Raw genomic sequence first — 23,409 nt, 5'->3', positions numbered from 1 at the left:
CGGTGAGGTGGGAATCTATGCATCACTCTTGCTTTCGGCCCGCGCGCTCAGTCGCGGTAGCAGAGATACGACTTTCCTGATCTCGGACGTCGCAAGGTCCACGTCGGCCTGATCCGGTTCGGGGGCCTGAGGGGTGCGTGCTGTAACGAGGCGGAAGAGCTCGGCCGGTACGCGGCATTGCTCGACGAGGCTGAGTTCTTCGATGCCTTCATTCTCAAGTAGTTCGATCGCTCGTGGCAGCAGGGATGGCTGTTCAATGGCGGTGACAAGGCCGGGTTCGTTGCGTCTCCAGCCTCGTGTTGACAGGGTGACCATCGCGTTGCGGTAGGAGACGTCACCGAGCCGCCCGAGGCGGCGTGCTCGGAAGAGAAGCGCTTGGATGCTCACTCCCCACTGTTCCTTGAGCTTGGCGAGGGTGACCCAGGCGCCGCGGTTCATTGCGGTTGGCAACAGCTCAGTTATCTCGGATGCTGGCATCAGCAGCTCAGAGGCGAATCTGTGAGCTTGCTCTTCTACAGCTCGTCCGCCGGGTTCTGCGTCGCTGTGCATGATCAGATGACCTAGTTCGTGGGCGACGTCGAAGCGTTGGCGGTAGTAGTCACGCTTCACGGGGTTGAGGACCACTACCGGGCGCAGGCGGCTATCGAATGAGTAGGCGTCTACCGAGGCGGTCTGGTGCGGGCTGAAGACGACGAGGACTCCGTGGTTCTCCAGGGCACGTACCAGGTGTCCGGCTGGCCCGGCACCGAGCTCCCATGCGTCGCGTAGCTCCTGTGCGGCTTGTTCGGGCCCGTCGTTCTCTAGGTCGTCCAGCTCGACGGGTCGAGACAGTAGGTTGACATCCGGTAGCTCAACGTGGCGCTCTAGCGACTCGGCGATGTCGAGGGCGATCTGACCGTAGGCGAAGGCTTGGTCGCGTGCGAGTTGGCTCGTTGACCGCAGTGATCGGAAGTGTGGGAGGGCGCTGGCCTTCGCGACATCGTTCGGGCGTGCGGCGAAGAACCCTGGATCGACCGAGAGTCCGAGAGCGAGCTGCGCGACGGTGGAGGGAGTCGGCTTCTTCGCGCCTGTCTCCCATGCGGATACCGCGGTTGGACTCTTCTTGATCAGCGCCGCAAGATCGTTCTTGCGCAACCCTGCCAGGTGGCGTGCCATGGTCAGGCGTGCACCGTCGAAGAACGCAGCTGCGGTCGCTGTGCGGTCGCTGTCGCTCAAAGCCCTGCCTGTCCACGGGTGGGCTGCTCGGCCGCCGGGCGCCGGAGCTTGACCGGGGCGTCGGGCGTCGTGTCGGGGCCGACGGGTGCAGGCGCGCTCGGACGCAGGCGTCCGCCTTCCGACGGAGGCGCTTGCAGCAGATCGTGCTTCCAATACCAGGCGGAGCCACCACCAGAGTTTAGACGCGGCTGGCCGATAGCCATTTCGCGGCCTCCGTGCTCGGCATCCAGGGAGTGCCCGATGACCAAGGTGTGCAGATCGAGTTTGGAGCCGGTCATAAGAGTTGCCAGACCGGCCCGCTCGTCGCCTGTGAGATAGTCGAACAATGTCGGCTCGTCCGGTTCGTTGGTCGGCTGTTGAGCGACACGCTGCTTGGTGGTGCTCTTCTGCGGCCAGGGAACTTCGTCGAGCTTGCCGAACTCAGACGACACGAGGAGCCAACGAGTTCCCTCGTGTGACCAGCCGGGGCTGCCGCTGAGATCAGCGCGCACAACGAGCTCAGGATTGAGCTTCGGGAGAGTCTTGACGTCACGCTCATTCAGTTCAGCGTGGAGGATGTCAAGGCTCAACTCTCCGTCCGCGCCTTCGGCGACAGCGTACCGGCGGCAGGAGAACACTCGATCGAGGCGGTCGCGGAAGAGAGTGAACCGAGTAACGCCGACCCAAGTCGCGTCGTGGCCCGCAGCCTCTGAGTAGTCCTCCAACACACGGTCTGAGGCTGACAGGTAGGCCCAGCGGATACCCGCGAGCACACCAGCACTATCCAGCGCAGCTACCAGGTCGTCTCGTTCGCTCATATGCCAATTCTACACCCGTAAGCAGTAATTCGCGTTCGATTTCCAACCGCGTGTCGTACAGAACGTCCTGCGCCTGCCGCTATGGCTGGCCCATTAGCTGAGGCCCCAACGCCTAGCGAATCGCGGTCACAGAGGGCCGATCGCGCACCGCCGAGAATGAGCCCTGCTACCCGCTCCTGCGGGGCCGCGCGGCAGCATCCTCACCTCAACGACGGTCTGCGACGCCACCCGCTGGGACGACCTCGCAGCAAACAGCTGTGGCAATCTCACCCTCCAGGGGCTCGGTCGCACTGGAGCAACCTGGATGGCCGACCGCCGGCACCTGCCTCCCCGTGCGCCAAAAGAACCTCCTACACCAGTCGCGCGAGACCATATACGGCTCTACCTGCACGCCGGACCGCCGACACCTCATCGAAGCCGCCAGACGGGCCAATCAGGCCCTCTCCGCAGCACCGACCAGAAGGAATGCAGACCGCCGCGACGAACCACAACCCATGACCTACGGTGAACAGCCGCTCAGACTCTCCCGGAAGGGGCCAAAGCATAGGCCCGCCTGGATGTTAGTCCACCTCATAGGCACCTATTAGCGCACTCCACGAGCGACGAGCCCGAACGGCGCTAGACCACGTAGCCAAAGCGAAAGGCTCGAACAAATCAAGCGAATGGACCAGCCAATGATATTCCCAAAAACGACGAAGCCCTGGCGAGAGGATCATTCTCACCAGGGCTTTTCTGTCGGGCTGACAGGATTTGAACCTGCGACCCCTTGACCCCCAGTCAAGTGCGCTACCAAGCTGCGCCACAGCCCGATGCCATCTCCGCGGGCGGAGAAGACAACTCGAACAGTCTAGCGGATTCCGAGAGCGCTCCGTGACACGCCTCCGACGGCCACAGCGCGGTCCAGACAAGCCGCACTCGTCGGGTAGGAGGTCTCCCCTGCCCGCCCCCGCACGGGGCACGCTACCGTGATCCGTCCGCACCCGCGCGACAGGACGAGCCGACCGATCCGGTCACCCGACGAAGGACCACCATGCGCTACAGCCACTACTGGAGAGAGGTCCGCGTCGCGGCCCTCACCGCTCTACCCGTCGCGATCGTCTCCGGCTTCGTGCAGGTCAGCCGCAACACGCCGATCGACGACGCCATCATCGGCGGCGCCATCACCTTCGTCGCGCTGTCACTGCTCATCCCCGTCATGCGCCACTGGCTGCACCCCGAGTCCCGCGGCTGACCACCGCGGCACAACGAAGCGCTCGTGACCCGTCTTGTACGACGTGCCACGAGGACGGGCACGTGCCCGGACGCTGGCTCTACTCGGCCTTACGATCCGCGACGAGCTGATCGCGCACCTTCCGGCGCAGCACCTTGCCGATGAGCGATGTCGGCAGCTCGTCGAGCTGCACGACCCGCTTCGGCACCTTGTACGCCGTGAGGCGGGTCCGGCAGTAGTCACGCAGCGAGCCGGCGTCGAAGACGGTACCGGCACGCATGACGACCGCCGCCGTCACGTCCTCACCACCGGAATCGCGCGGTAGGCCGACCACTGCGGCCGACTCGACGTCCGGGTGCGACAGGAGCGTCTCCTCCACCTCGGACGGACTCACGTTGAACCCTCCGGTGATGATGAGCTCCTTCACGCGGTCGATGACCGTCACGAAGCCGTCCGCCGACACCGTCACGATGTCGCCGGTCCGCAACCAGCCACCCTCGAGCAACGCCTCGCGCGACTCGTCCGGACGACCCCAGTACCCCTGGAAGACCTGCGGCCCACGGAGCAGCAACTCGCCCGACTCCCCCGCCGCACGATCGACCGTCGGGTTCTCGGGATCGACGACGCGGATCTCGGTGCTCGGGAACGGCACCCCCACGGTGCCCGGCCGCCGCGACGGACCGATCGGGTTGCCGAGCGCCACCGGCGACGACTCCGTCATCCCGTAGCCCTCGACGAGCAGACCGCCGGTCGCCTCCTCCCAGCGCGTGACCGTCGACACCGGCAGGCTCATCGCCCCGGAGATCGCGAAGCGGACACTGGTCAGGTCGACACCCTTACGGCTCGACGCACGCGACAGCGCGTCGTAGATGGGCGGGACCGCCGGCAGGAACGTCGGCGGGGACTTCTTGGCCGCAGTGAGCACCAGCTCCAGGTCGAACTTCGGGAACAGCACGAGCCGCGCCCCGATGCTCATCGCGAACGTCAGGCACAGCGTCATGCCGTACGCGTGGAACAGCGGCAGCACCCCGTAGAAGACCTCGCCGCCCTCGCTCAGGCCAGGCACCCAGGCGCGACCCTGCGCAGCATTCGCCCGCAGGTTGCGGTGCGTCAGGATGGCACCCTTCGGTGCCCCGGTCGTCCCGCTCGTGTACTGCAGGAGCGCAGTGTCGTCGAGCGTCGGACGCACGACCCGCTTCGACAGCTTCCGTCCGCCGATCAGCCGTTCCCATGGGAGCACGTGCTTGGCCGACGGGGTCGCGGTCATCGCCGCACGCGATTCGCGCGCACGCTTCACCGGCAGCCGGAGGGCGAGCCGCTTCGACAACGGGAGGGCCTGGGTGATGTCGACCGAGACGATGCGGCCGCGCATGACGTCGGCCGGGAGGTCGGCCACGAGGTCGTAGACCTTGTCCCACACGATCGCGACGTGCGCGCCGTGGTCCTCGAACTGATGACGCAGCTCGCGAGCCGTGTAGAGCGGGTTGTGCTCGATGACCGTCGCACCGAGCCGGAGCGCCGCGTAGAACGCGACGACGTGCTGCGGGCAGTTCGGCAGCACGAGCGCCACGCGGTCGCCCGGCTTCACACCGAGCTTGCGGAGCCCCTCGGCCGCTCGAGCGACCTGTTCACCCAGCTCGCTGTAGCTCGTCTCGGCACCGAAGAACTCCAGGGCGATGCGATCACCGAAGCGCTTCACCGAGGTGTCGAGCAGGTCGACGAGCGTCTCGGTGACCTCGTCGATGTCTGCGGGCACGCCACTGGCGTAGGACGACAGCCAGGGCCGCTCGGCCAGACGCTGACGCTGCGCCTCGCCGGCCTCGGTCGGCTCCGACGACGGCTCGCCCTCGCGCTGCTCGGCTGTGTTTCCTCGATGGTCCACGACGATCCTCCAGATGACACCGTGCGCACCGCACGCATGCCTCCACCCTAGGCGGGCGCGTATGCCCGACCGGGGATGCGCCCTGACCGCTTGACAAGCTCCAAAGGGTCCGGCGGGAATGGCCCCGGCGTCGTGGATGATCGCCAGCTCCGCGCTGAGATCAGCGACTCAGCTCACTGCGTCGAGCAGGTCCGTCAGCCAGCCGGCTCTGCGCGTCGTTGCGCCCAGGCGCTCGACGCGTTCCCGCAGCTCACGGTCCGAGGTGACCACGACGACCGCCCCGTCGAGTTCGCGGACGACGGCCACGATCGCGTCATCGCCACTTTCCGCCGCATCGACGACCGAGACGCCCGCCCGCAGCTCGTGACCAGGCTCTCGCACGTCGTCATCGGTGTGGACGCCACGGGCCTGTCCTTCGACGACGGCGATGTACGCCGGCCACCAGCGGTTGAAGTCGAGGTCGAGTGCCTGGGCGTCGAGTCCCTCGTGTGCGAGGTGGCCGAGTCGTGCGACGAACCGCTGCGCGGCGCCCGCGCGGTCCTTCCACCAGCCGTCCGGACGTGAGCCGACGACGTTCGCGACGTCGACGACGACCGTGACGCGGCGCTCGAGCTGCGACCGCAGGCCGGGCCACGAATCGGCGAAGCCGGGGTGCAGGGGCAACGTCTCGACCTCGTCCAGCGGCACCCAGGCGAGGGCGATGCTCTCCGGGTCGGAGACCACTGGCTCGAACGGCTCGACCGCCTCGACGATCACCGTCGTGTACGACCAGAACCCGAAATCGAGCACGGAGTCGAACCGCAGCTCGATCGACTCGGCGGGGACACCCGCCTCCTCGTGGGACTCGCGGACCGCGCCGTCGACAGCGCTTTCGAACTGATGGCGCGCGCCGCCCGGGATGCCCCAGGTGCCGCCGAAGTGACTCCAACCGGCCCGATGCTGCAGCAGCACGCCGCGCGCTCGATCGTGTACGAGCAGTCCGGCTGCGCCGAACCGCCCCCAGAACTTCCGGCCGTCGCCCGACTCGACCCAGGCATCCCCAGCGTCCCGGACGGGGCCGCCGGGGGGATGCGCATCAGTCATTGGACCAGCCTGGCACGAAACGCTGTGAGCCACGCCCTTGCCTCGGGTCATCTCCGCCGCACGTGCGGAATATGTTATATATTGAACTCCAGTATTGCATTGGCCGCGCTCGCGCCCGCCGCACCCAACCCACGCGAAGGACCTCTCATGGATGCACGTCAACGCCGGACGCGGGCACGGCTCGCGCGCACGATCCTGCAACTCGCCGCCGAACGCCCCACCTCCGAGATCTCCGTCTCCGAGATCGCCGCGCGCGCCGGCATCAACCGATCGACCTTCTACCAGCACGCCGCCGCTCCATGCGAGCTGCTCGAGTCGGTCCTCGCCGAAGAGCTCACGGAACTGAGTATCACCCACCTGTCCACCGTCTCTGCGGACGACGCCGCAGCGGCGATCACCAGGGCCACGGTCGCGACGCTCCGCCACCTCGACGAACGAGCCGACATCTACCGTGTCGGCCTCGGCGACGACCTCCTCGGTGCGAGTCTGCAGCCCATGCTCAACCGGGTCTTCACCTCGACGGTGCTCGACATCTTCGAGCGCGGGGCGATCACCCTCCCCCACGCCGAATGCCTGAGTGAGGACCAGCGCGAGTTGTTCACGCGATCGGCGGCCCACTTCGTCGCCGCGGGCTCCGTCGCGGCGTTCCGGGTCTGGCTCGACACCCCCGCACCACGCGACATCGCGTCGTTCCTCGAGGTCATCGGCGAACTGCTCCCGAGCTGGTGGCCGTTCCAGACTGAACACGGGTCGGCCTTGGCACCCGCGGACGAGTCCGCCCTCGCTCGCTCCTGATCACACCTCGACCAGTACGACGAAGGCCCGGGACCCCTCCATGGAGCGGTCCCGGGCCTTCGTCGTCACCGTCTGAGGGACGAGCGGCGCGGATCAGCGCTGGCGCTTCTCGCGGACACGCATGTTGACGTTGATCGGCGTGCCCTCGAAGCCCCAGATCTCGCGCAGGCGACGGACCACGTAGCGACGGTAGCCGGGGTCGAGGAAGCCGGTCGTGAAGAGCACGAAGGTCGGCGGGCGGCTCGCGGCCTGCGTGCCGAACAGGATACGGGGCTGCTTGCCACCACGCAGCGGGTGCGGGTGCGCCGCCGTGAGCTCGGCGAGGAAGGCGTTGAACTTGCCCGTGGGGATGCGCATGTCCCACGACTCGAGTGCGACCTCGAGCGCCGGGACGAGGCGCTCCAGGTGGCGGCCCGTGCGCGCGGAGATGTTGACGCGCGGCGCCCACGACACGTGCGAGAGGTCCTGCTCGATCTCGCGCTCCAGGTACTTCCGGCGTTCGTCGTCGAGCTGGTCCCACTTGTTGAAGGCGAGCACGAGGGCGCGACCGCTCTCGAGCACGAGGTCGATGATCCGCACATCCTGCTCGCTGATCACCTCGGTGACGTCGATGAGGACGACGGCCACCTCGGCCTTCTCGAGCGCCGTGCTCGTGCGGAGCGACGCGTAGAAGTCGGCACCCTGCGACAGGTGCACCCGGCGACGGATGCCGGCGGTGTCGACGAACCGCCAGATCTTGCCACCGAGCTCGATCTGCTCGTCGACCGGGTCGCGGGTGGTCCCGGCGAGGTCGTTGACGACGACGCGCTCCTCGCCCGCGGTCTTGTTGAGCAGGCTGGACTTGCCGACGTTCGGGCGACCGAGGATCGCGACGCGGCGGGGGCCGCCGAACTCGTCCTTCGCGACGGCCGAGACCTGCGGGAGGACCTTGAGGATCTTGTCGAGGAGGTCGGCGACACCACGGCCGTGGATCGCGGAGACCGGGTGGGGCTCGCCGAGACCGAGGTTCCAGAGCGCTGCGGCCTCCGGCTCCTGACGGGCGTCGTCGACCTTGTTGGCGACGAGGAAGACCGGACGGCCAGTCTTGCGGAGCAGCTTGACGACCTGCTCGTCGGTCGCCGTGGCACCGACCATGGCGTCGACCACGAAGATCACGACGTCGGAGAGGTCGATGGCGACCTCGGCCTGGGCAGCGACGGACGCGTCGATCCCCTTGGCGTCGGGTTCCCACCCACCGGTGTCGACGACCGTGAAGCGACGGTCGTTCCACTCGGCCTTGTAGTTGACGCGGTCGCGGGTGACACCGGGGGTGTCCTCCACGACGGCCTCACGACGGCCGAGGATGCGGTTCACCAGTGCGGACTTACCCACGTTCGGGCGACCGACGATCGCCACGACGGGCAGCGCCGGCAGGAAGCGGATCTCGTCCGGGTCCTCCGTCGCGCCGTCGAGGATGTCGAGGTCGTCGCCCTCGAGGTCGTAGTCGGCCAGGCCGGAGCGGAGGGACGCGGCCCGCTGGGTCGCGAGCTCCTCGTCCATGTCCTGGAGGCGGTCCGCGAGGTCGTCGGGGCCTCCGTCGAACTGCTCGTCATCGTGAGCCATGGGAGTTCCTTGCTGTGAGGGATTCGGTGACGCGGACGACCGCGTCGACCGTCTCGTCGAAGTCGATGTGCGTGGAGTCGACCGTGGTCACTCCGTCCGCCGCGTTCATGAAGTCGACGACCCTGGAGTCCGCCCGATCACGCCGCTGCAGTTGTTCCGCGACGTCGCCGGCAGGGTGGCTCTCGAATTCCGCTGAACGCCTGGCCATTCTAGCCGCTTCGGATGCCGTGAGCAGGATCCGAGCCTGAGCATCCGGTGCGACCACCGTGGTGATGTCGCGTCCCTCGACGACGATGCCCGGGCGGTCGACGTCGGCGATGAGCGATCGGAAGGTCTCGTTGATCCACGCTCGCACCTCCGGGACGCGGGCGACGGCGGACACGACGGCCGTCACGCGAGGGCCGCGGATCTCGTCGGTGACGTCGCGATCCCCGAGCGAGAACGCGGTCACGTCCGGGTCGAGTGAGACGGTGAAGGCGCCACCGAACGCGTCGAGCGAGCCGATCACCGCCGCCGAGTCCTCGGGGTCGACGTCCGCGTCGAGCGTGTGGAGCGCGAGCGCGCGGTACCAGGCGCCCGTGTCGAGGTAGCGGTAGCCGAGCCGACGGGCGACGGCCTTGCTCACGCTGGACTTGCCGCTGCCGGCCGGTCCGTCGATCGCGACCACGACGGGTGCGTCCGGCGTCGTCGACGCGTCGGTGCTGGTGGGGTGCTGTTCGGTCATGTCTCTTCCTATACTTCCGCGATACGCCAGCCGCGCGACTCGAGGTCGTCGACGGTGCGCTGCTTCACCTCGGGGAGGACCTGGACCTCCGCGAGACCGATGTTCGCGCCGGGCGAGTGCTCCAGACGCAGGTCCTCGATGTTGACGCCGATCTCCCCGAGCTCCGTGAACAGGGCGCCCAGCTGGCCGGGGCGGTCGTCGAGGAGGACGACGATGCTCGCGAACCGGCGGTTCTGGCCGTGCTTGCCCGGGAGCCGTGCGACGCCGGTGTTGCCGGCGGCGATCGTGTCCGCGATCGTGCGGCGAGCGCCCGGCACCTCCGGGTCCCGGAGTGCCGAGATGACCGACGCGAGGTCGGTGGACAGCTGCTCCAGCACGGGGAGGACCTCGGCGTGGTTGGCACTGAGGATCTGCACCCAGAGCTCCGGAGCGCTCGAGGCGATACGGACGGTGTCGCGCAGACCCTGCCCGGCGAGCTGGATCGCGCCCTCCTCGGCGTCCTGCAGCTGGGCGGCCAGGAGGCTCGCGACGAGTTGCGGCGTGTGCGAGACGAGCGCGACGAAGCGGTCGTGCTCGTCCGGCGTCATCTCCATCGGGATGGTGCCGAGGTCGAGCGCGAGGCCCTCCACCTGCGACAGTGCCCAGGCGGGTGTCTCGGCGTCGCGGCAGATCACCCACGGGCGGCCGAGGAAGAGGTCGGCGCGCGCCGAGATCGCTCCCCCGCGCTCACGACCGGCAAGCGGGTGGGACCCGATGTAGCGGGTGAGGTCGACACCGCGCTCGAGCAGTGCCCGGTACGGTTCGAGCTTCACGCTCGCGACGTCGGTGACGACGGCGCTCGGGAACGCGGCGAGTTCGGCCTCGATGACGCGGGCGGTGACGTCCGGCGGGACGCAGATGACGACGACGGACGGGTCGTCGGTGGATTCCGCCGCACGACCCGCGCCGTAGTCGATGGCGAGGCGCAACTGGCTGGGCGACGCGTCGTCGAGGATGATGTCGACGCCTTTGGTGCGCAGCGCGAGTCCGATGCTCGCACCGAGGAGGCCGGCTCCGACGATGCGGACCGACCCCTGCACGCGCGCGGGCGCGGAACTCAGGTCGCTCATGCCGTCGGCTCCGACGCCTCCGCTGCCGTGCCGTCGGCCGCGCGGGCTTCAGGACCGTGAGCGCGGGCGATGGTCAGGATGGCGCCGAGTTCGTCCTTGCTCAGCTCGCGCAGCTGGCCGGATCCGAGTGTCCCGAGATGCAGGGGGCCGAACTGACGGCGCACGAGGTCGACGACCGGGTGGCCGACGGCGTCGAGCATGCGACGGACGATGCGGTTCCGACCGGAGTGCAGCGTGAGCTCCACGAGGCTGAAGCCGTCCTCGTTCCCGAGCAGGCGGGCCTTGTCGGCGGAGATCGGTCCGTCCTCGAGGTCGATGCCCGCGGTCAGCTTCGCGAGGACCTGCGGGGTCACCTTGCCGGTGACCTTCGCGATGTACGTCTTCTGCACACCGAACGACGGGTGCGCGAGCACGTGCGCGAGGTCGCCGTCGTTGGTGAGGATGAGCAGACCGCTCGTCTCGGCGTCGAGGCGGCCGACGTTGAAGAGTCGTTCCTCGTACTGCTCGGTGAAGCGGCGCAGGTCGGGGCGACCGCGGTCGTCCTTCAGCGAGCTGTAGATGCCCACCGGCTTGTTGAGCATGAGGTAGCGCTTCGAGGCGTCGAGCTGGATGGCGCTGCCGTCGACGGAAACGAGATCGTGCTCCGGGTCGATCCGCGAGCCGAGCTCGGTGACGACGACGCCGTTCACCTCCACACGGCCGTCCTCGATGAGTTGCTCAGACACGCGCCTCGAGGCGACGCCGGCGTTCGCCAGCACCTTCTGCAAGCGGATGCCTTCTGATTCAGTGCTGGTCACTGTCGAATCCTTCCCGGCCATCGTCGAGCAACGGCGAGATCCGCGGCAGCTCCTCGATGGCGTTGATACCAAGTTGGGTGAGCAGGAGATCGGTGGTGCCGTAGTTGATGGCACCCGTCTCACTGTCGGTGAACATCTCCGTGATGAGTCCGCGACCGAGGAGGGTGCGGACGACGGAGTCGACGTTGACGGCGCGGATCGAGGCGATCGCGCCGCGGCTGATCGGCTGCTTGTAGGCGATCACGGCCAGGGTCTCGAGCGCCGCCTGCGACAGCTTCGTCGGGTTCTGGGTCACGACGTAGTCGGTGACGAGCGCGTCGTAGTCGGCTCGGACGTAGATCCGCCAGCCGCCACCGACCTCGCGGAGTTCGAACCCGCGTCGGACGCCACCGCGTTCGCCGTCGTAGTCGGCGACGAGTTCGGCGATGGCGCGTCGGACGGCGCCGACCGGGACGTGCACGGCGGCGGCGAGGTTCACGAGGCTCTGCGGTTCGTCGGCGACCATGAGGATCGCCTCGAGCGCCCTCGGGACGTCCGGTGCGGGCACCGGCGCGGGCTCGGCCGGCAGGCCCTGGGCAGCGTCCGTCGGCCGCTCGATCGACTCGGGTGTCGCGTCAGGCATCGTATTCGGCTCCCAGGTTGGCGAGGCTGTCGTCGTTCCAGGTCTCGGCGGTCCAGCGGAGCGTGAGCTCGCCGAGCGGTTCGATCTGCTCGAAGGACAGCGCGGCGTGTCGGTACAGTTCGAGCACGGCGATGAAGCGCGCGATGACGACGCCCTTCAGCTCCGTGCCGGCCACGAGCTCGCGGAAGGTGTGGGACCCGCCGCGGCGCAGGATGGCGACGACGTGCGCCGCCTGCTCCCGGATGCTCACGAGCGGTGCGTGCAGGTGGTCGAGGCCCACCGTCGGGACCTCACGCGGCGTGAACGCGAGCGTCGCGAGTGCGCCGAAGTCCTGCGCGGTCAGCGTCCAGACGAGTTCCGGGGTCTGCTGACGGTACTGCTCCTCCAGCCGGACCGCCCGGAAGTGGCGCGCCGCCTCCAGGTCGAGGCGCTCCGCGAACCACGCCGACGCCTGCTTGAAGGCGCGGTACTGCAGCAGGCGCGCGAACAGCAGGTCCCGCGCCTCCAGCAGGGCGACGTCCTCCGCGTCGACGAGCTCACCCTGCGGCAGCAGCCCCGCGATCTTGAGGTCGAGCAGGGTGGCCGCGACGACGAGGAACTCGCTCGCCTGGTCGAGTTCGTCGTCGGCCTCGAGCGTGCGCAGGTAGGCGATGAACTCGTCGGTCACGCGGCTGAGCGAGACCTCGGTGATGTCGAGTTCGTGCTTGCCGATGAGGGTCAGCAGGAGGTCGAAGGGCCCTTCGAAGCCCTCGAACGACACCCGGAACGACGGTGCCGGTGCGGGGTCGACGGTCGTCGCCTCAGCGGAGCGCGAGCCGGTGTCGCCGGCCGGAGGGAGGACGGCCACGGGCGTCCGCGCGGGATCAGGCGATCGCGCCACGGGAGATGAGCTCTCTCGCGAGCTGACGGTAGGCCTTCGCGGCGGCGTGCTCCGGCGCGAACTCGGTGATCGGGGTTCCGGCGACGCTCGCGTCGGGGAACTTCACCGTCCGTCCGATGACCGTCTCGAGGACCTTCTCTCCGAACGCGTCGACGACGCGCTCGAGGACCTCACGCGAGTGCAGGGTCCGGGAGTCGTACATGGTGGCGAGGATGCCGTCGAGCTCGATCGCCGGGTTGAGGCGGTCGCGCACCTTGTCGATGGTCTCGATGAGCAGCGCGACACCGCGGAGCGCGAAGAACTCGCACTCGAGCGGGATGAGGACCCCGTGGCTGGCGGTGAGGGCGTTGACCGTGAGCAGGCCGAGCGAGGGCTGGCAGTCGATCAGGATGACGTCGTAGTCGTCGGACACCTTGCGGAGCACCCGGGCCAGGATCGTCTCGCGCGCGACCTCGTTGACGAGGTGGACCTCGGCGGCCGAGAGGTCGATGTTGGCCGGGAGCACGTCGAGACCCTCGATGGCGGTGTGCTGGATGACCTCGGCCGGGTCCTTGACGGTGCCCAGCAGCAGGTCGTACACGGTGTTGGAGTCGTGGGTGGAGATGCCGAGACCGGCGGACAGCGCGCCCTGCGGGTCGAAGTCGACGACGAGCACCCGGCGGCCGTATTCGGCGAGCGCGGCGGACAGACTGATGGTGGTCGTCGTCTTGCCGACGCCACCCTTCTGGTTGCAGAGCGAGATGATGCGTGCCGGACCGTGCTGCGCCAGCGTGGGCGGCACCGCGAACTCACGACGCGGGCGGCCGGTCGGGCCGTTCGGGTTCAGTTCGGCGGCGGTCTTGCGCGCAGAATCCTGCACTGCGCTCGTGTGCTTCGTACCGGCCACCGGTGTTGCCTCGCTCCCGCTTGCTGTCGTTCGAGTGACGAGTCTACCGGGCCACGGGTCAGGCCTGCGGTGCCGCTCCGCCCGTGGTCCATCTGGCCCGGGGATGGGACTGCGTGTACACGTCGCGGAGGTTGTCGACCGTCACCAGCGTGTACAGCTGCGTCGTCGCCACCGAGGAGTGACCGAGGAGTTCCTGCACGACCCGGACGTCGGCTCCACCCTGCAGCAGGTGCGTCGCGAAGGAGTGTCGGAGGGTGTGCGGTGAGACGTGCGATTCGAGTCCTGCGCGCTCGGCGGCGCGTTGGAGGACGAGCCACGCGCTCTGCCGGGACAGCCGCGCACCGCGCTGCCCGAGGAAGAGCGCCGGCGTGGATCGACCGAGGCCGGAGAAGACGGGCCGGACGCGCACGAGGTAGCGGTCAACGGCGTCACGGGCGAAGCTGCCGAGTGGCACGATCCGCTGCTTGCCGCCCTTGCCGAGGAGCCGGACGATGTCGGTGTCGATGACGTCGTCGACGTTCAGACCGACGGCCTCGGAGACGCGGGCCCCCGTCGCGTAGAGCAGTTCGAGGAGCGCCTTGTCGCGAACGGCCAGCAGGCCGTCGCCGTCGGTCGTCTCGAGCAGCGCACGGACCTGGTCGATCGTGATCGCCTTCGGGAGCCGCCCCGGGAGCTTCGGCGGCCGCACCTCACGTGCGACGTCGACCTCGACGAGCTGTTCGTCGAGCAGGAACCGATGGAGGCCGCGGATGGACGACAGCACCCTGGCGAGCGAGGACGCACGCACCGGCTGCCCCTCCGGTGTCCGGAGCGACGCCGTGTACTCCGACACGTGCGCAGCGGTGACGGCCGGTGCCTCGACGACGCCGTGCGCGCCGAGCCAGGCGAGATAGCCCTCGAGATCCCGTCGGTAGGCGGCCTGCGTGTTGGCCGACAGGCCGCGCTCGATCGCGATGTGCCGCAGGTAGTCGGCGACCGCGCGATCGAGCGCCACGCCTCAGGCTCCGCCCGGCCCGATCGTGGAGTCGCCGCTGTCGCGCAGCGTCGACCACCCGCGATCGCGAGCCGCGGCGGCCGTGAGGACGCCGAGCATCAGGATCGAGTTGTGGAGCCGGCCGTCGAGCACCGCGGCCACGGCGTCGTCGAGGGGCACCCACTCCACGAGGATGTCCGCCTCCTCCTCAGCACGGGCGAAGGCCTCGGCGGTCGCGGTGAGGTCGCGCGCGAGGTAGATGCGGATCGACTCGTTGCTGCCACCGGGCGTCGTGTAGAACTCCGTCAGCAGCTGGAGCGAACCGGCGACGAGGTCGGCCTCCTCCTCCAGCTCGCGGCCCGCGGCCACGGCCGGGTCCTCCTCCGCGATGTCGAGCAGGCCGGCGGGCAGCTCCCAGTCGCGCTCACCGATCGGGTGGCGGTACTGCTGGATGAGCAGGACGCGCTCGTCGGCGTCGAGCGCCAACACCGCGACCGCCCCGGTGTGGTCGACGAACTCGCGCACGACCTCGCCGTCGCCGTAGCGGAACGTCTCTCGACGGATGTCCCAGACTTTGCCCGCGAACGCGCGCTCGGAGGACACCACCTCGACGGGGTGCGACTCGTCGCGCAACGACGCGGCGTCGCCGATCGGCTCAACCATTGGCGACGTCGAACAGACGGCTCGCCTGCTGACGCTCGAGCGAAGCACCGACGAGACCGGCGAACAGCGGGTGCGCGTGGTTCGGGCGCGACCGCAGCTCGGGGTGCGCCTGCGTCGCGACGTAGAACGGGTGCACCTCGCGCGGCAGCTCGACGTACTCCACCAGGGTGCCGTCGGGCGACAGGCCGGAGAACTGGAGGCCGGCGTCCGCGATCTGCTGGCGGTAGCCGTTGTTCACCTCGTAGCGGTGACGGTGACGCTCGGACACCTCGTCAGCACCGTACAGCTCGGCGACGATCGAGCCCTCGTCGAGCTTCGCCGCGTACAGACCGAGGCGCATCGTGCCGCCGAGGTCGCCGCCGGCGATGATCTCGACCTGCTCGGCCATCGTCGCGATGACGGGGAACTGCGTGTCGGGGTCGAACTCGGAGGAGCTGGCGCCCTCGAGCCCGACGACGTTCCGCGCGTACTCGATGACCATGCACTGCAGGCCGAGGCAGAGGCCGAGCACCGGGATGCCGTTCTCGCGGGCGAACTTCAGGGCGCCGAGCTTGCCCTCGATGCCGCGGATGCCGAAGCCGCCGGGGACGCAGATGCCGTCGACGTCGGCGAGCGCCTTGATCGCTCCCTCGACGGTCTCGCAGTCGTCGGACGGGATCCAGCGGATGCTGACCTTGGTGTCGTGGGCGAAGCCGCCGGCCTTGAGCGCCTCGGTCACGGACAGGTAGGCGTCGGGCAGGTCGATGTACTTGCCGACGAGGCCGATGGTGACGGCGTGCTTCGGGTGGTGGACGGCCTCGAGGAGGTCGGCCCAGCCGCTCCAGTCGACCTCGTTCGTGACGAGACCCAGGCGGTCGGCGATGTAGGCGTCGAGGCCCTGGTCGTTCAGCATGGTGGGGATGTCGTAGATGCTCGGGACGTCGACCGCGTTCACGACCGCGTCCTCGTCGACGTCGCACATGAGGGCGATCTTGCGCTTGTTGCTCTCGGTCACCGGGCGGTCGCTGCGGAGCACGAGGGCGTCGGGCTGGATCCCGATGGACCGGAGGGCCGCGACCGAGTGCTGCGTCGGCTTCGTCTTCTGCTCACCGGACGCGCCCATGTACGGCACGAGCGAGACGTGGACGAAGAACACGTTGTTCCGGCCGAGCTCGTGGCGGATCTGCCGTGCCGACTCGATGAACGGCTGCGACTCGATGTCGCCGACCGTGCCACCGATCTCGGTGATGATCACGTCGGGCTGGGGCGTCTCGGACGCCTGCAGGCGCATGCGGCGCTTGATCTCGTCCGTGATGTGCGGGATCACCTGCACGGTGTCGCCGAGGTACTCGCCGCGACGCTCCTTCGCGATGACCGTCGAGTAGATCTGACCGGTCGTCACGTTCGCGGCCTGGCTCAGCTCGATGTCGAGGAACCGCTCGTAGTGGCCGATGTCGAGGTCGGTCTCGGCGCCGTCGTCGGTCACGAAGACCTCGCCGTGCTGGAACGGGTTCATCGTGCCCGGGTCGACGTTGAGGTAGGGGTCGAGCTTCTGCATGACCACCCGGAGCCCGCGCGCCGTCAGCAGGTTGCCGAGGCTGGCTGCGGTGAGCCCCTTGCCCAACGAAGAAACGACACCACCAGTCACGAAGATGTGCTTGGTCGTGCCGTTGGAGCCCGAGACGATGCCGTCGATCGGAGAGTTCAGGTTGCCCGCTTCAGAAGTATTCACCACGGGCTTTTATCCTACCATCCAGTTCGGGTTCATGTGTCGCTTCCTTCGCGGTCGCGTCGTCAGGAGGCTGCGAGGGCGAGCAGTTCGCGGGCGTGGGCGAGGCCGCTGTCGGACTCTGCCAGCCCGGAGAGCAGCCGCGCCATCTCCGCCTCCCGCTCGGCGCCGACGAGCTGGCGCACGCTCGACGCGGTCACCGAACCGTCTCCGCCCTTGACCACGCTCAGGTGGTTGTTAGCGAAGGCCGCGACCTGCGCGAGGTGGGTGACGACGATCACCTGCGAGCGCTCGGCGAGGGCCGCGAGGCGACGGCCGATCTCGATCGCCGCGGCTCCGCCGACGCCGGCGTCGACCTCGTCGAACACGAAGGTGGGCACGGGGTCGGCACCGGCGATGACGACCTCGAGGGCGAGCATCACGCGCGACAGCTCTCCACCCGAGGCGCCCTTGCCGAGCGGTCGGGGCTCGGCACCCACGTGCGGCCGGAGGAGGAAGGCGATCACGTCCTTGCCGTGCAGCGTGAGGTCGTCGCGATCGGACACCTCGACGACCAGCTCAGCCTCGGCCATGGCGAGCGAGCGCAGTTCCGCGCTCGCGGCTGCGCCGAGTCGAGCGGCGGCTTCGACCCGGACGGCGCTCAACGTCGCGGCAGCGGCGTCGACCTCCCCGGAGAGTCGTTCGACGTCGCCCTCGAGCTGGGTGATGCGGTCGGAGTCGCCGTCGAGTTCCATCAGGCGCGTGCTGCCCGTCTCGAGCAGGTGCAGGACGTCCTCGGGCGTCGGGCCGTACTTCCTGGCGAGCGTCGCGAGGGTGGCGCGACGCTCCTGGACGACCTCGAGTTCGCGAGCGCCGTCCTCGTCGAGTCCGGCGAGGTAGCTCGAGAGCTCGGCGGCGATCTCCGCGGCCAGGTAGCTCGCATTGGCGACACTCGCGGCGATCGCGCCGAGGGCGGGATCGTGCACCGAGGCCCGGTCGAGCTGCCGCCGCGCGCCTTCGAGCAGCCCGACGACGTCGCTCTCCTCGCCCGCCTCGGCCGAGACGAGTTCTCGGGCGCCGGCCGCCGAGAGACGGAGCTCCTCGAGGTTGGTCAGTCGATCGGCGCGCTCGGCCAGCTCGGCGTCCTCGCCTGGCTGCGGGTCGGCCTGCTCGATCTCGGCCAGCGCGACGCGCAGCTGCTCGGCCTCCAGGAGCCGCGTGTCGCGTTCGCTCGTCAGGGTCTCGAGTTCCGTCCGCAGCTCCAGGAGCTCCGTGTAGCGCCGCTGGTAGTCGCCGAGGGCCAGTTGGAGCGGTTCACCGGCGAAGCGGTCCAGGGCGTCCCGCTGGGCCGGCGCGGCCCGCAGGCGGATCTGGTCGGATTGCCCGTGCACGACGACGAGCTGCTCGCCGAGTTCGGAGAGGATCCCGATGGGCGCCGTCCGGCCACCGACGATCGCTCGACCGCGGCCCTCGGCGGTCACGATCCGACCGAGCAACAGCTCTGCCGCATCACCCGCGGGATCGAGGTCTCCCCCGGCCTCGCGGACGCGCTCCGCGACCGCGCCGTCGCCCGGCACCAACCAACGTCCCTGGACGCTCGTCTGCTTCTGGCCCGCTCGCACGACCCCGCTGTCCGACCGCTGACCGAGCAGCAGCCCGAGGGCGGTGACCACCATCGTCTTGCCTGCGCCGGTCTCACCCGTCACGGCGGTGAAACCGGGTCCGAGTGGGAGCGTCCCGGACGCGATGACGCCGAGGTCGCGGATCTCGATCTCCTCGATCATGCGGTGCCCTCCTGATCGCTGTGGGGTCGGGTGGCCGTGGAGGCCGGGAGGTGGATCGTGCCGGTCATCGGCTCCTCACGTCCGACGGGGCCACGCCAACCGGTGACCGGCAGCCGGAACTTGTTGACGAGTCGATCGGTGAAGGTGCTCTCGTGGAGGCGCGCGAGGCGGACCGGCACCGAGGAGCGTCTGACGACCACCCGGGCGCCCGGCTGGAGGTCCTTGGCTCGGCGGCCGTCGCACCAGAGCACCCCGAGGCCGTCGGTGCGTTCCAGCACCTCGACGGCGAGGGACGACTCCGGGCCGACCACGAGCGGCTTCGCGAACAGGGCGTGCGCGCTCAGCGGGACGAGGGTGATGGCCTCCACCGACGGCCACACGACCGGGCCGCCCGCCGAGAAGTTGTAGGCGGTGGAACCGGTCGGGGTCGAGATGACCACCCCGTCGCACCCGAAGGAGGAGAGCGGACGCTGATCGACCTCGATCACGACCTCGAGCATGCGTTCCCGGCTCGCCTTCTCGACCGTGGCCTCGTTGAGGGCCCAGGTCTCGTAGACGACCTCGGCGCCGACCTTGACCCGGACGGAGAGCGTCATGCGCTCCTCGACGAAGTAGTCGCGTCGGACGACCCGCTCGACCGTCTCGGCGAGGTCGTCGCGCTCGCTCTCGGCGAGGAAGCCGATGTGACCGAGGTTCACCCCGAGCAATGGCGCCGCCGATCCACGTGTGACCTCGGCCGCTCGCAGGATCGTGCCGTCGCCACCGAGGACGATCGCCAGCTCGATGTCGCCGAGGGAGACCTCCTCGTCGAGGATGGAGACGACGTCGAGCTCCGGGTCGACGGCGATGAGGTCGGCCCGCTCCAGCGCGCTGAGGACCGGGCGGACGCCCGCCTCCAGGAGCAGCCTGGAGACGAGCACGGCGGCATCGCGCGAGTCGTCGCGGCCGGTGTGCGCGACGATCAGGATGTTCCTCGCCGCGACCGCAGGATCGGTGGAATGTGCCATCGGGTTACGCTCCAGCCATCGAGGTGATCTGCTGCATCCATTCTGTCGGATTGGTTCCGTGCTCCGCCGATATCCACACCACGTACTCGCGGTTGCCGTGGGTGCCGACGATCGGCGACGGGATGAGCCCGGCCGTCCCGAGACCGAGGTCCCAGGCCGCCCACAGGACGCCGGCGACGGCGTCGGCACGGAGCCCGGGATCGGTGACGACGCCCTCACGGACGCCACCACGACCGACCTCGAACTGCGGTTTGACGAGCAGGAGGAGTTCCGCCGGTGACGCGACGACCGACACGAGTGCCGGGAGCACCTGCGTGAGGGAGATGAACGAGAGGTCGCCGACCACGAGCGACGGACGCTCGTCCAGGCCGGTGAGCTCGCTGAGCTGCTCCGGCGTCAGGAAGCGGACGTTGCACCCCTCGACGACCCGCACCCGCTCGTCTGCTCGGAGCTGCGGCACGAGCTGGTCGTGCCCGACGTCGAGCGCGATCACCCGACGCGCTCCACGCTCGAGCAGGACCTGGGTGAATCCGCCGGTGGAGGCGCCGGCGTCGAGGACGAGTGCGTCGTCGACGACGACCGGGAAGGCGTCCAGGGCGGCGAGCAACTTGTGGGCGGCTCGACTGACGTAGTGGTCGGCGCCGGCGACGACGACCCGAGCATCCGGGTGGACCCGGTGGGAGGCCTTCACGATCGTGCGGTCGTCGACGCTCACGAGCCCGTCGGCGATGAGCTGGGCCGCGTGGGTCCTGGAGCGGGCGAGTCCTCGCGCGGCGAGGGCGGCGTCGAGGCGGGCGGGCTGCGCGGCGCCGTCCGGCGACGCTGCTACGGCTGGTGGTCCGGGTGTGTGCTCCATGCGCTACGCCGAGGTCTTCGGCGAGTCGCTCCCCTCGAGCGTCGCCCGCAGTTCGTCGACGAGCTGGCTGTATGCGGTGGCCCGCTCCTCGAGCGGCTGCTCGTCGATGAGGTGGACGCGGGACACGAGGCCGTCGGTCGGGTGCTCCGGTTCGTTCGTCACAGGGCAACCCTACCGGCCGCCACCGTCGCCGCCCCCGGGAACCGCTGTGGGCGAACACCGGTGGCGACCCGCGCTTCCCGAGGGGCCCGCGTCACTCCGCGTACAGGTGCTCCGGGACGTTGAGTCCGTAGATGGCACGGCCGGACGCCCAGATCGCGGCACACGCGGCGCGCAACAGGTCGATCCGGGACGGGCCGTCCGACTCCACCACGACGTCGTTCCCGTGGATCCGCACCGTGGCCGCACCGACCGTCGCCGCCTTGCCGTCGCGCGACATGGTGGTGGCCGGATACGGCTCGTGCAGCTGCCGCAGGTCCTCGAGGATGAAGGTCGGCCGGGAGTGTTGATCGGCCGCGAGGACGTGCTTGGCTCGATCGATGCCGGTCAGGACGAGGGCTGACGCGATTCCGGCGCGGTTCGCGCCGAGGATGTCGGTGTCGAGTCGGTCGCCGATGAAGAGCGGCTTCGATGCGCCGAAACGCACCTTCGCCTCGTCGAAGATCGGTACCTCCGGCTTCCCGGCGACGGTCGCAAGACGGCCGACCGCCGTGTGGACGGCCGACACCAGCGTCCCGTTGCCCGGAGCGATCCCACGAGCCTGCGGGATGGTCCAGTCCGTGTTCGTCGCGACCCACGGCAGCTCGGAACCGTCAGCGGTCGGCGTCTGCAGCGCGAACGCCGCTTCGGCCAGCTGCGACCAGCCGACCTCGGGAGCGAAGCCCTGGATCACCGCAGCCGGCGAGTCTTCAGCCGAGCGGGTGACGACGAAGCCACCCTTCTCGACCTCGTCGACGAGCCCCGCGCCACCGACGACCAGGATCGTGGACCCGGCGGGCACCAGGCCGGCCAGCAGCCGGACCGCAGCCTGTGGGCTCGTGACGACCTCTGCCGGCGCGACGCTGAGACCGAGATCGGTCAGGTGCTGCGCGACGGAGGCGTCCGTCCGGGACGCGTTGTTCGTGATGTATCCGACGCGAACGTGCTCCGCCGCCAGGTTCAGCGATTCAATTGCGTGCGGGATCGGGTTCGGGCCGGCATAGACCACGCCGTCCAGATCCGCGAGGACCACGTCGACGCCGTCGAGCGGGGTCACGGGCTTAGGCCTTCTCGTCAGCAGCGGACTCACCGGACGGCTCCTCCCCGGGCTGATCGTCGGATGCAGCGGCATCAGCCGTGGGCGACTCGGGTTCGTCGTCGAACTCGATGAACTCCTCCACGACCACCATCGTCTCGCCCTCGTCGTCCGCAGCGGACTGCTCGATCGCCTCGGAAGCGATCATCGCCCGGTCGTGCCAGACGGCCGCCTCCTCCTCACGACCGAGGACCTCGAGGGTCTCGGCGTACGCGTTGAACAGGGCCGGGCTGTAGGAGAACGCACGCTTCGGGTCGAGCTGCGGGATCTGGAGCTCGAGCAGTGCGTCCTCGGTCTGCCCGAGGTCGAGTCGGGCACCCGACATCGCGATCGCGAGGGCCACACGCACCGGCACGTCGAGGGTCGAGCGATCGACGGACCGTCCGAGCTCCAGGGCACGCTCCGGTCGGCCGACGCCGCGTTCACTGTCGACCATGAGTGGCAACTGGTCGTCCTTGCCGGAGATACGGCGATAGGTCCGCAGCTCACGAAGCGCGAGGGCGTAGTCCCCGGTCTCGTACGCGGTGATCGCGAGGGTCTCGCGGACCATCGCGATCCGGCCGGCCCGACGGGCAGCGGACATCGCGTGGAGGTGGGCCAACGCAGGATCGCTGTCGATCAGACGCGCCGCCATCGCGAGGTGCTGGGCGACGCCGTCCGCGTTCTCCTTGCTCAAGGTCTTCAGCTCGTTCCGCGCACCCTTGTCGAGGTCCTGCGGCGTGACGTCGTCAGGGATCTCCGGGTCGTCGTGGCGCGGACGGATCGACTTGAGCTCGAAGGCGATGCGCTCTTCCTCGGTCAGCTCGCGCTCGCGCCGGAACGCGTCTCGGTCGCCGCGAGCCGGAGCGCCGTCGCGCGTCCACAGCTCACGTCCACCGCTCTCGCGCCCGCGGTCGGGACGGCCACCACGCTCAGAGGAGTGTCCCCGGTCGGTGCGGTTTCCGCGGTCCGGACGATCACCGGACGACGGACGGTCACCGCTGCGCGCGGGACGGTCCGAGCGCTGCGGACGGTCGCCAGAGGCTGGACGATCCTTCTGCCACGCGGGACGATCAGAGCGCTGCGGACGATCACCGGATGACGGACGGTCGCCACTGCGCGCAGGACGGTCCGAGCGCTGCGGACGGTCCCCCGACGCCGGGCGATCTTTCTGCCATGCCGGACGATCCGAGCGCTGCGGACGATCCCCGGATGACGGACGGTCGCCGCTGCGTGCAGGACGGTCGGATCGCTGCGGTCGATCCGTGCGCGGACGATCGCCCCTGGGCGCATCGGACCGCTGCGGGCGGTCGGTGCCACGAGCGCGATCATCGCGGCGCGGAGCACCACCGTTCCCACGGTTGTCACCGGAAGATCTCGGAGGACGTCGCTCACCCTTGTCGGGCTGGTCTGCTGACTGGTCACTCACGATGATCTCCACGGTGCTCGGACGCCGTCACCCGGCGTCAACCTACTGTTGAATTCTTGTCCCACGGTACCCGCGAAACGACGACTTAACGCAAAATGGCCACCCAAGAACCTTGGGTGGCCATTTCAACGAAGA

The 23,409-nt window shown here is 69.1% G+C and carries 23 protein-coding genes and 1 tRNA gene; 2 read left to right on the top strand and 22 right to left on the bottom strand.

The window, feature by feature from the left end; translation table 11 throughout:
• Positions 1 to 15: 15 nt before the first annotated feature.
• The 3 genes from QRN19_RS11470 to QRN19_RS11460 form a co-directional block, all read right to left on the bottom strand.
• Positions 16 to 1,215: a helix-turn-helix domain-containing protein gene (locus tag QRN19_RS11470; protein WP_285027090.1), complete on the bottom strand. Its 1,200-nt coding sequence runs from the start codon at positions 1,213 to 1,215 to the stop codon at positions 16 to 18.
• Complete coding sequence (locus QRN19_RS11465; protein ID WP_285027089.1) at positions 1,212 to 2,012, bottom strand: hypothetical protein; 801 nt, start codon at positions 2,010 to 2,012, stop codon at positions 1,212 to 1,214. The genes QRN19_RS11470 and QRN19_RS11465 overlap by 4 nt, the downstream gene beginning before the upstream one ends.
• A 735-nt stretch (positions 2,013 to 2,747) precedes the next feature.
• Positions 2,748 to 2,821, bottom strand: a tRNA-Pro gene (locus QRN19_RS11460).
• 221 nt (positions 2,822 to 3,042) lie between these two features.
• Here QRN19_RS11460 and QRN19_RS11455 point away from each other — a divergent pair.
• Positions 3,043 to 3,243 carry a hypothetical protein gene (locus tag QRN19_RS11455; protein ID WP_285027088.1) on the top strand — a complete coding sequence of 67 codons (201 nt, stop codon included), beginning with the start codon at positions 3,043 to 3,045 and terminating at the stop codon, positions 3,241 to 3,243.
• Between the two features lie 79 nt (positions 3,244 to 3,322).
• Here QRN19_RS11455 and QRN19_RS11450 read toward each other — a convergent pair whose 3' ends face one another.
• Together QRN19_RS11450 and QRN19_RS11445 are read right to left on the bottom strand one after the other, a co-directional pair.
• Positions 3,323 to 5,017 carry a long-chain-fatty-acid--CoA ligase gene (locus tag QRN19_RS11450; protein ID WP_228498185.1) on the bottom strand — a complete coding sequence of 565 codons (1,695 nt, stop codon included), beginning with the start codon at positions 5,015 to 5,017 and terminating at the stop codon, positions 3,323 to 3,325.
• A 255-nt stretch (positions 5,018 to 5,272) separates the two neighbouring features.
• The gene (locus tag QRN19_RS11445) at positions 5,273 to 6,187 is read right to left on the bottom strand and encodes an NUDIX domain-containing protein (protein ID WP_285027086.1); all 915 of its coding nucleotides are present in this window, start codon (positions 6,185 to 6,187) and stop codon (positions 5,273 to 5,275) included.
• A gap of 147 nt (positions 6,188 to 6,334) precedes the next feature.
• On the opposite strand from QRN19_RS11445, the gene QRN19_RS11440 reads away from it, so the two are divergent.
• The gene (locus tag QRN19_RS11440) at positions 6,335 to 6,982 is read left to right on the top strand and encodes a TetR/AcrR family transcriptional regulator (protein WP_285027085.1); all 648 of its coding nucleotides are present in this window, start codon (positions 6,335 to 6,337) and stop codon (positions 6,980 to 6,982) included.
• A gap of 93 nt (positions 6,983 to 7,075) precedes the next feature.
• Here the strand turns inward: QRN19_RS11440 and der are convergent, their stop codons facing one another.
• The 17 genes from der to QRN19_RS11355 form a co-directional block, all read right to left on the bottom strand.
• Positions 7,076 to 8,584 (bottom strand): ribosome biogenesis GTPase Der, encoded by a 1,509-nt coding sequence (gene der, locus QRN19_RS11435; protein ID WP_285027084.1) that lies wholly within the window; start codon positions 8,582 to 8,584, stop codon positions 7,076 to 7,078.
• Positions 8,571 to 9,308, bottom strand: a complete 738-nt coding sequence (gene cmk, locus QRN19_RS11430) for a (d)CMP kinase (protein WP_194600366.1) — start codon at positions 9,306 to 9,308, stop codon at positions 8,571 to 8,573. The genes der and cmk overlap by 14 nt, the downstream gene beginning before the upstream one ends.
• Before the next feature lie 8 nt (positions 9,309 to 9,316).
• On the bottom strand, positions 9,317 to 10,417 hold the full coding sequence (locus tag QRN19_RS11425; RefSeq protein WP_285027083.1) for a prephenate dehydrogenase: 1,101 nt from the start codon (positions 10,415 to 10,417) through the stop codon (positions 9,317 to 9,319).
• The gene (locus tag QRN19_RS11420) at positions 10,414 to 11,235 is read right to left on the bottom strand and encodes a pseudouridine synthase (RefSeq protein WP_285027082.1); all 822 of its coding nucleotides are present in this window, start codon (positions 11,233 to 11,235) and stop codon (positions 10,414 to 10,416) included. Before QRN19_RS11420 ends, QRN19_RS11425 begins: the two co-directional genes overlap by 4 nt.
• On the bottom strand, positions 11,201 to 11,836 hold the full coding sequence (gene scpB / locus QRN19_RS11415) for an SMC-Scp complex subunit ScpB (protein ID WP_137241546.1): 636 nt from the start codon (positions 11,834 to 11,836) through the stop codon (positions 11,201 to 11,203). Before scpB ends, QRN19_RS11420 begins: the two co-directional genes overlap by 35 nt.
• Positions 11,829 to 12,683 (bottom strand): segregation and condensation protein A, encoded by an 855-nt coding sequence (locus QRN19_RS11410; RefSeq protein ID WP_502928174.1) that lies wholly within the window; start codon positions 12,681 to 12,683, stop codon positions 11,829 to 11,831. Before QRN19_RS11410 ends, scpB begins: the two co-directional genes overlap by 8 nt.
• Before the next feature lie 16 nt (positions 12,684 to 12,699).
• Complete coding sequence (locus tag QRN19_RS11405) at positions 12,700 to 13,575, bottom strand: ParA family protein (RefSeq protein ID WP_071260744.1); 876 nt, start codon at positions 13,573 to 13,575, stop codon at positions 12,700 to 12,702.
• An 85-nt stretch (positions 13,576 to 13,660) separates the two neighbouring features.
• Entirely contained in the window at positions 13,661 to 14,596 is a 936-nt protein-coding gene (gene xerD, locus QRN19_RS11400; RefSeq protein WP_285027081.1) for a site-specific tyrosine recombinase XerD, read from the bottom strand.
• A 3-nt stretch (positions 14,597 to 14,599) separates the two neighbouring features.
• Positions 14,600 to 15,238: an NUDIX domain-containing protein gene (locus QRN19_RS11395; RefSeq protein WP_285027080.1), complete on the bottom strand. Its 639-nt coding sequence runs from the start codon at positions 15,236 to 15,238 to the stop codon at positions 14,600 to 14,602.
• The gene (gene pyrG / locus QRN19_RS11390; protein ID WP_194718987.1) at positions 15,231 to 16,925 is read right to left on the bottom strand and encodes a CTP synthase; all 1,695 of its coding nucleotides are present in this window, start codon (positions 16,923 to 16,925) and stop codon (positions 15,231 to 15,233) included. Before pyrG ends, QRN19_RS11395 begins: the two co-directional genes overlap by 8 nt.
• Before the next feature lie 86 nt (positions 16,926 to 17,011).
• Positions 17,012 to 18,709, bottom strand: a complete 1,698-nt coding sequence (recN, locus tag QRN19_RS11385; RefSeq protein ID WP_285027079.1) for a DNA repair protein RecN — start codon at positions 18,707 to 18,709, stop codon at positions 17,012 to 17,014.
• Entirely contained in the window at positions 18,706 to 19,716 is a 1,011-nt protein-coding gene (locus QRN19_RS11380) for an NAD kinase (protein WP_285027078.1), read from the bottom strand. Before QRN19_RS11380 ends, recN begins: the two co-directional genes overlap by 4 nt.
• A 4-nt stretch (positions 19,717 to 19,720) precedes the next feature.
• Positions 19,721 to 20,572: a TlyA family RNA methyltransferase gene (locus tag QRN19_RS11375; RefSeq protein ID WP_285027077.1), complete on the bottom strand. Its 852-nt coding sequence runs from the start codon at positions 20,570 to 20,572 to the stop codon at positions 19,721 to 19,723.
• A 3-nt stretch (positions 20,573 to 20,575) separates the two neighbouring features.
• Entirely contained in the window at positions 20,576 to 20,734 is a 159-nt protein-coding gene (locus QRN19_RS11370; RefSeq protein ID WP_285027076.1) for a hypothetical protein, read from the bottom strand.
• 91 nt (positions 20,735 to 20,825) lie between these two features.
• The gene (locus QRN19_RS11365; RefSeq protein WP_502928171.1) at positions 20,826 to 21,902 is read right to left on the bottom strand and encodes an HAD-IIA family hydrolase; all 1,077 of its coding nucleotides are present in this window, start codon (positions 21,900 to 21,902) and stop codon (positions 20,826 to 20,828) included.
• Positions 21,832 to 22,542 carry a hypothetical protein gene (locus tag QRN19_RS11360; RefSeq protein WP_285027074.1) on the bottom strand — a complete coding sequence of 237 codons (711 nt, stop codon included), beginning with the start codon at positions 22,540 to 22,542 and terminating at the stop codon, positions 21,832 to 21,834. Before QRN19_RS11360 ends, QRN19_RS11365 begins: the two co-directional genes overlap by 71 nt.
• A gap of 122 nt (positions 22,543 to 22,664) precedes the next feature.
• Positions 22,665 to 23,204 (bottom strand): hypothetical protein, encoded by a 540-nt coding sequence (locus QRN19_RS11355; RefSeq protein ID WP_285027073.1) that lies wholly within the window; start codon positions 23,202 to 23,204, stop codon positions 22,665 to 22,667.
• Positions 23,205 to 23,409: the final 205 nt, after the last annotated feature.

The organism is Plantibacter sp. ME-Dv--P-122b (genome assembly GCF_030209375.1).
Taxonomy (GTDB): Bacteria; Actinomycetota; Actinomycetes; order Actinomycetales; family Microbacteriaceae; genus Plantibacter.
This window is presented reverse-complemented; position numbering and strand designations above follow the sequence as displayed.

Coding starts and splice junctions, on each gene's coding strand:
- QRN19_RS11465 (WP_285027089.1), bottom strand. CDS start 2,012: ATGAGCGAACGAGACGACCTGGTAGCTGCGCTGGATAGTGCTGGTGTG.
- QRN19_RS11455 (WP_285027088.1), top strand. CDS start 3,043: ATGCGCTACAGCCACTACTGGAGAGAGGTCCGCGTCGCGGCCCTCACC.
- QRN19_RS11445 (WP_285027086.1), bottom strand. CDS start 6,187: ATGACTGATGCGCATCCCCCCGGCGGCCCCGTCCGGGACGCTGGGGAT.
- QRN19_RS11440 (WP_285027085.1), top strand. CDS start 6,335: ATGGATGCACGTCAACGCCGGACGCGGGCACGGCTCGCGCGCACGATC.
- der (WP_285027084.1), bottom strand. CDS start 8,584: ATGGCTCACGATGACGAGCAGTTCGACGGAGGCCCCGACGACCTCGCG.
- cmk (WP_194600366.1), bottom strand. CDS start 9,308: ATGACCGAACAGCACCCCACCAGCACCGACGCGTCGACGACGCCGGAC.
- QRN19_RS11425 (WP_285027083.1), bottom strand. CDS start 10,417: ATGAGCGACCTGAGTTCCGCGCCCGCGCGCGTGCAGGGGTCGGTCCGC.
- QRN19_RS11420 (WP_285027082.1), bottom strand. CDS start 11,235: ATGGCCGGGAAGGATTCGACAGTGACCAGCACTGAATCAGAAGGCATC.
- scpB (WP_137241546.1), bottom strand. CDS start 11,836: ATGCCTGACGCGACACCCGAGTCGATCGAGCGGCCGACGGACGCTGCC.
- QRN19_RS11395 (WP_285027080.1), bottom strand. CDS start 15,238: ATGGTTGAGCCGATCGGCGACGCCGCGTCGTTGCGCGACGAGTCGCAC.
- recN (WP_285027079.1), bottom strand. CDS start 18,709: ATGATCGAGGAGATCGAGATCCGCGACCTCGGCGTCATCGCGTCCGGG.
- QRN19_RS11380 (WP_285027078.1), bottom strand. CDS start 19,716: ATGGCACATTCCACCGATCCTGCGGTCGCGGCGAGGAACATCCTGATC.
- QRN19_RS11375 (WP_285027077.1), bottom strand. CDS start 20,572: ATGGAGCACACACCCGGACCACCAGCCGTAGCAGCGTCGCCGGACGGC.
- QRN19_RS11365 (WP_502928171.1), bottom strand. CDS start 21,902: ATGCCGCTGCATCCGACGATCAGCCCGGGGAGGAGCCGTCCGGTGAGT.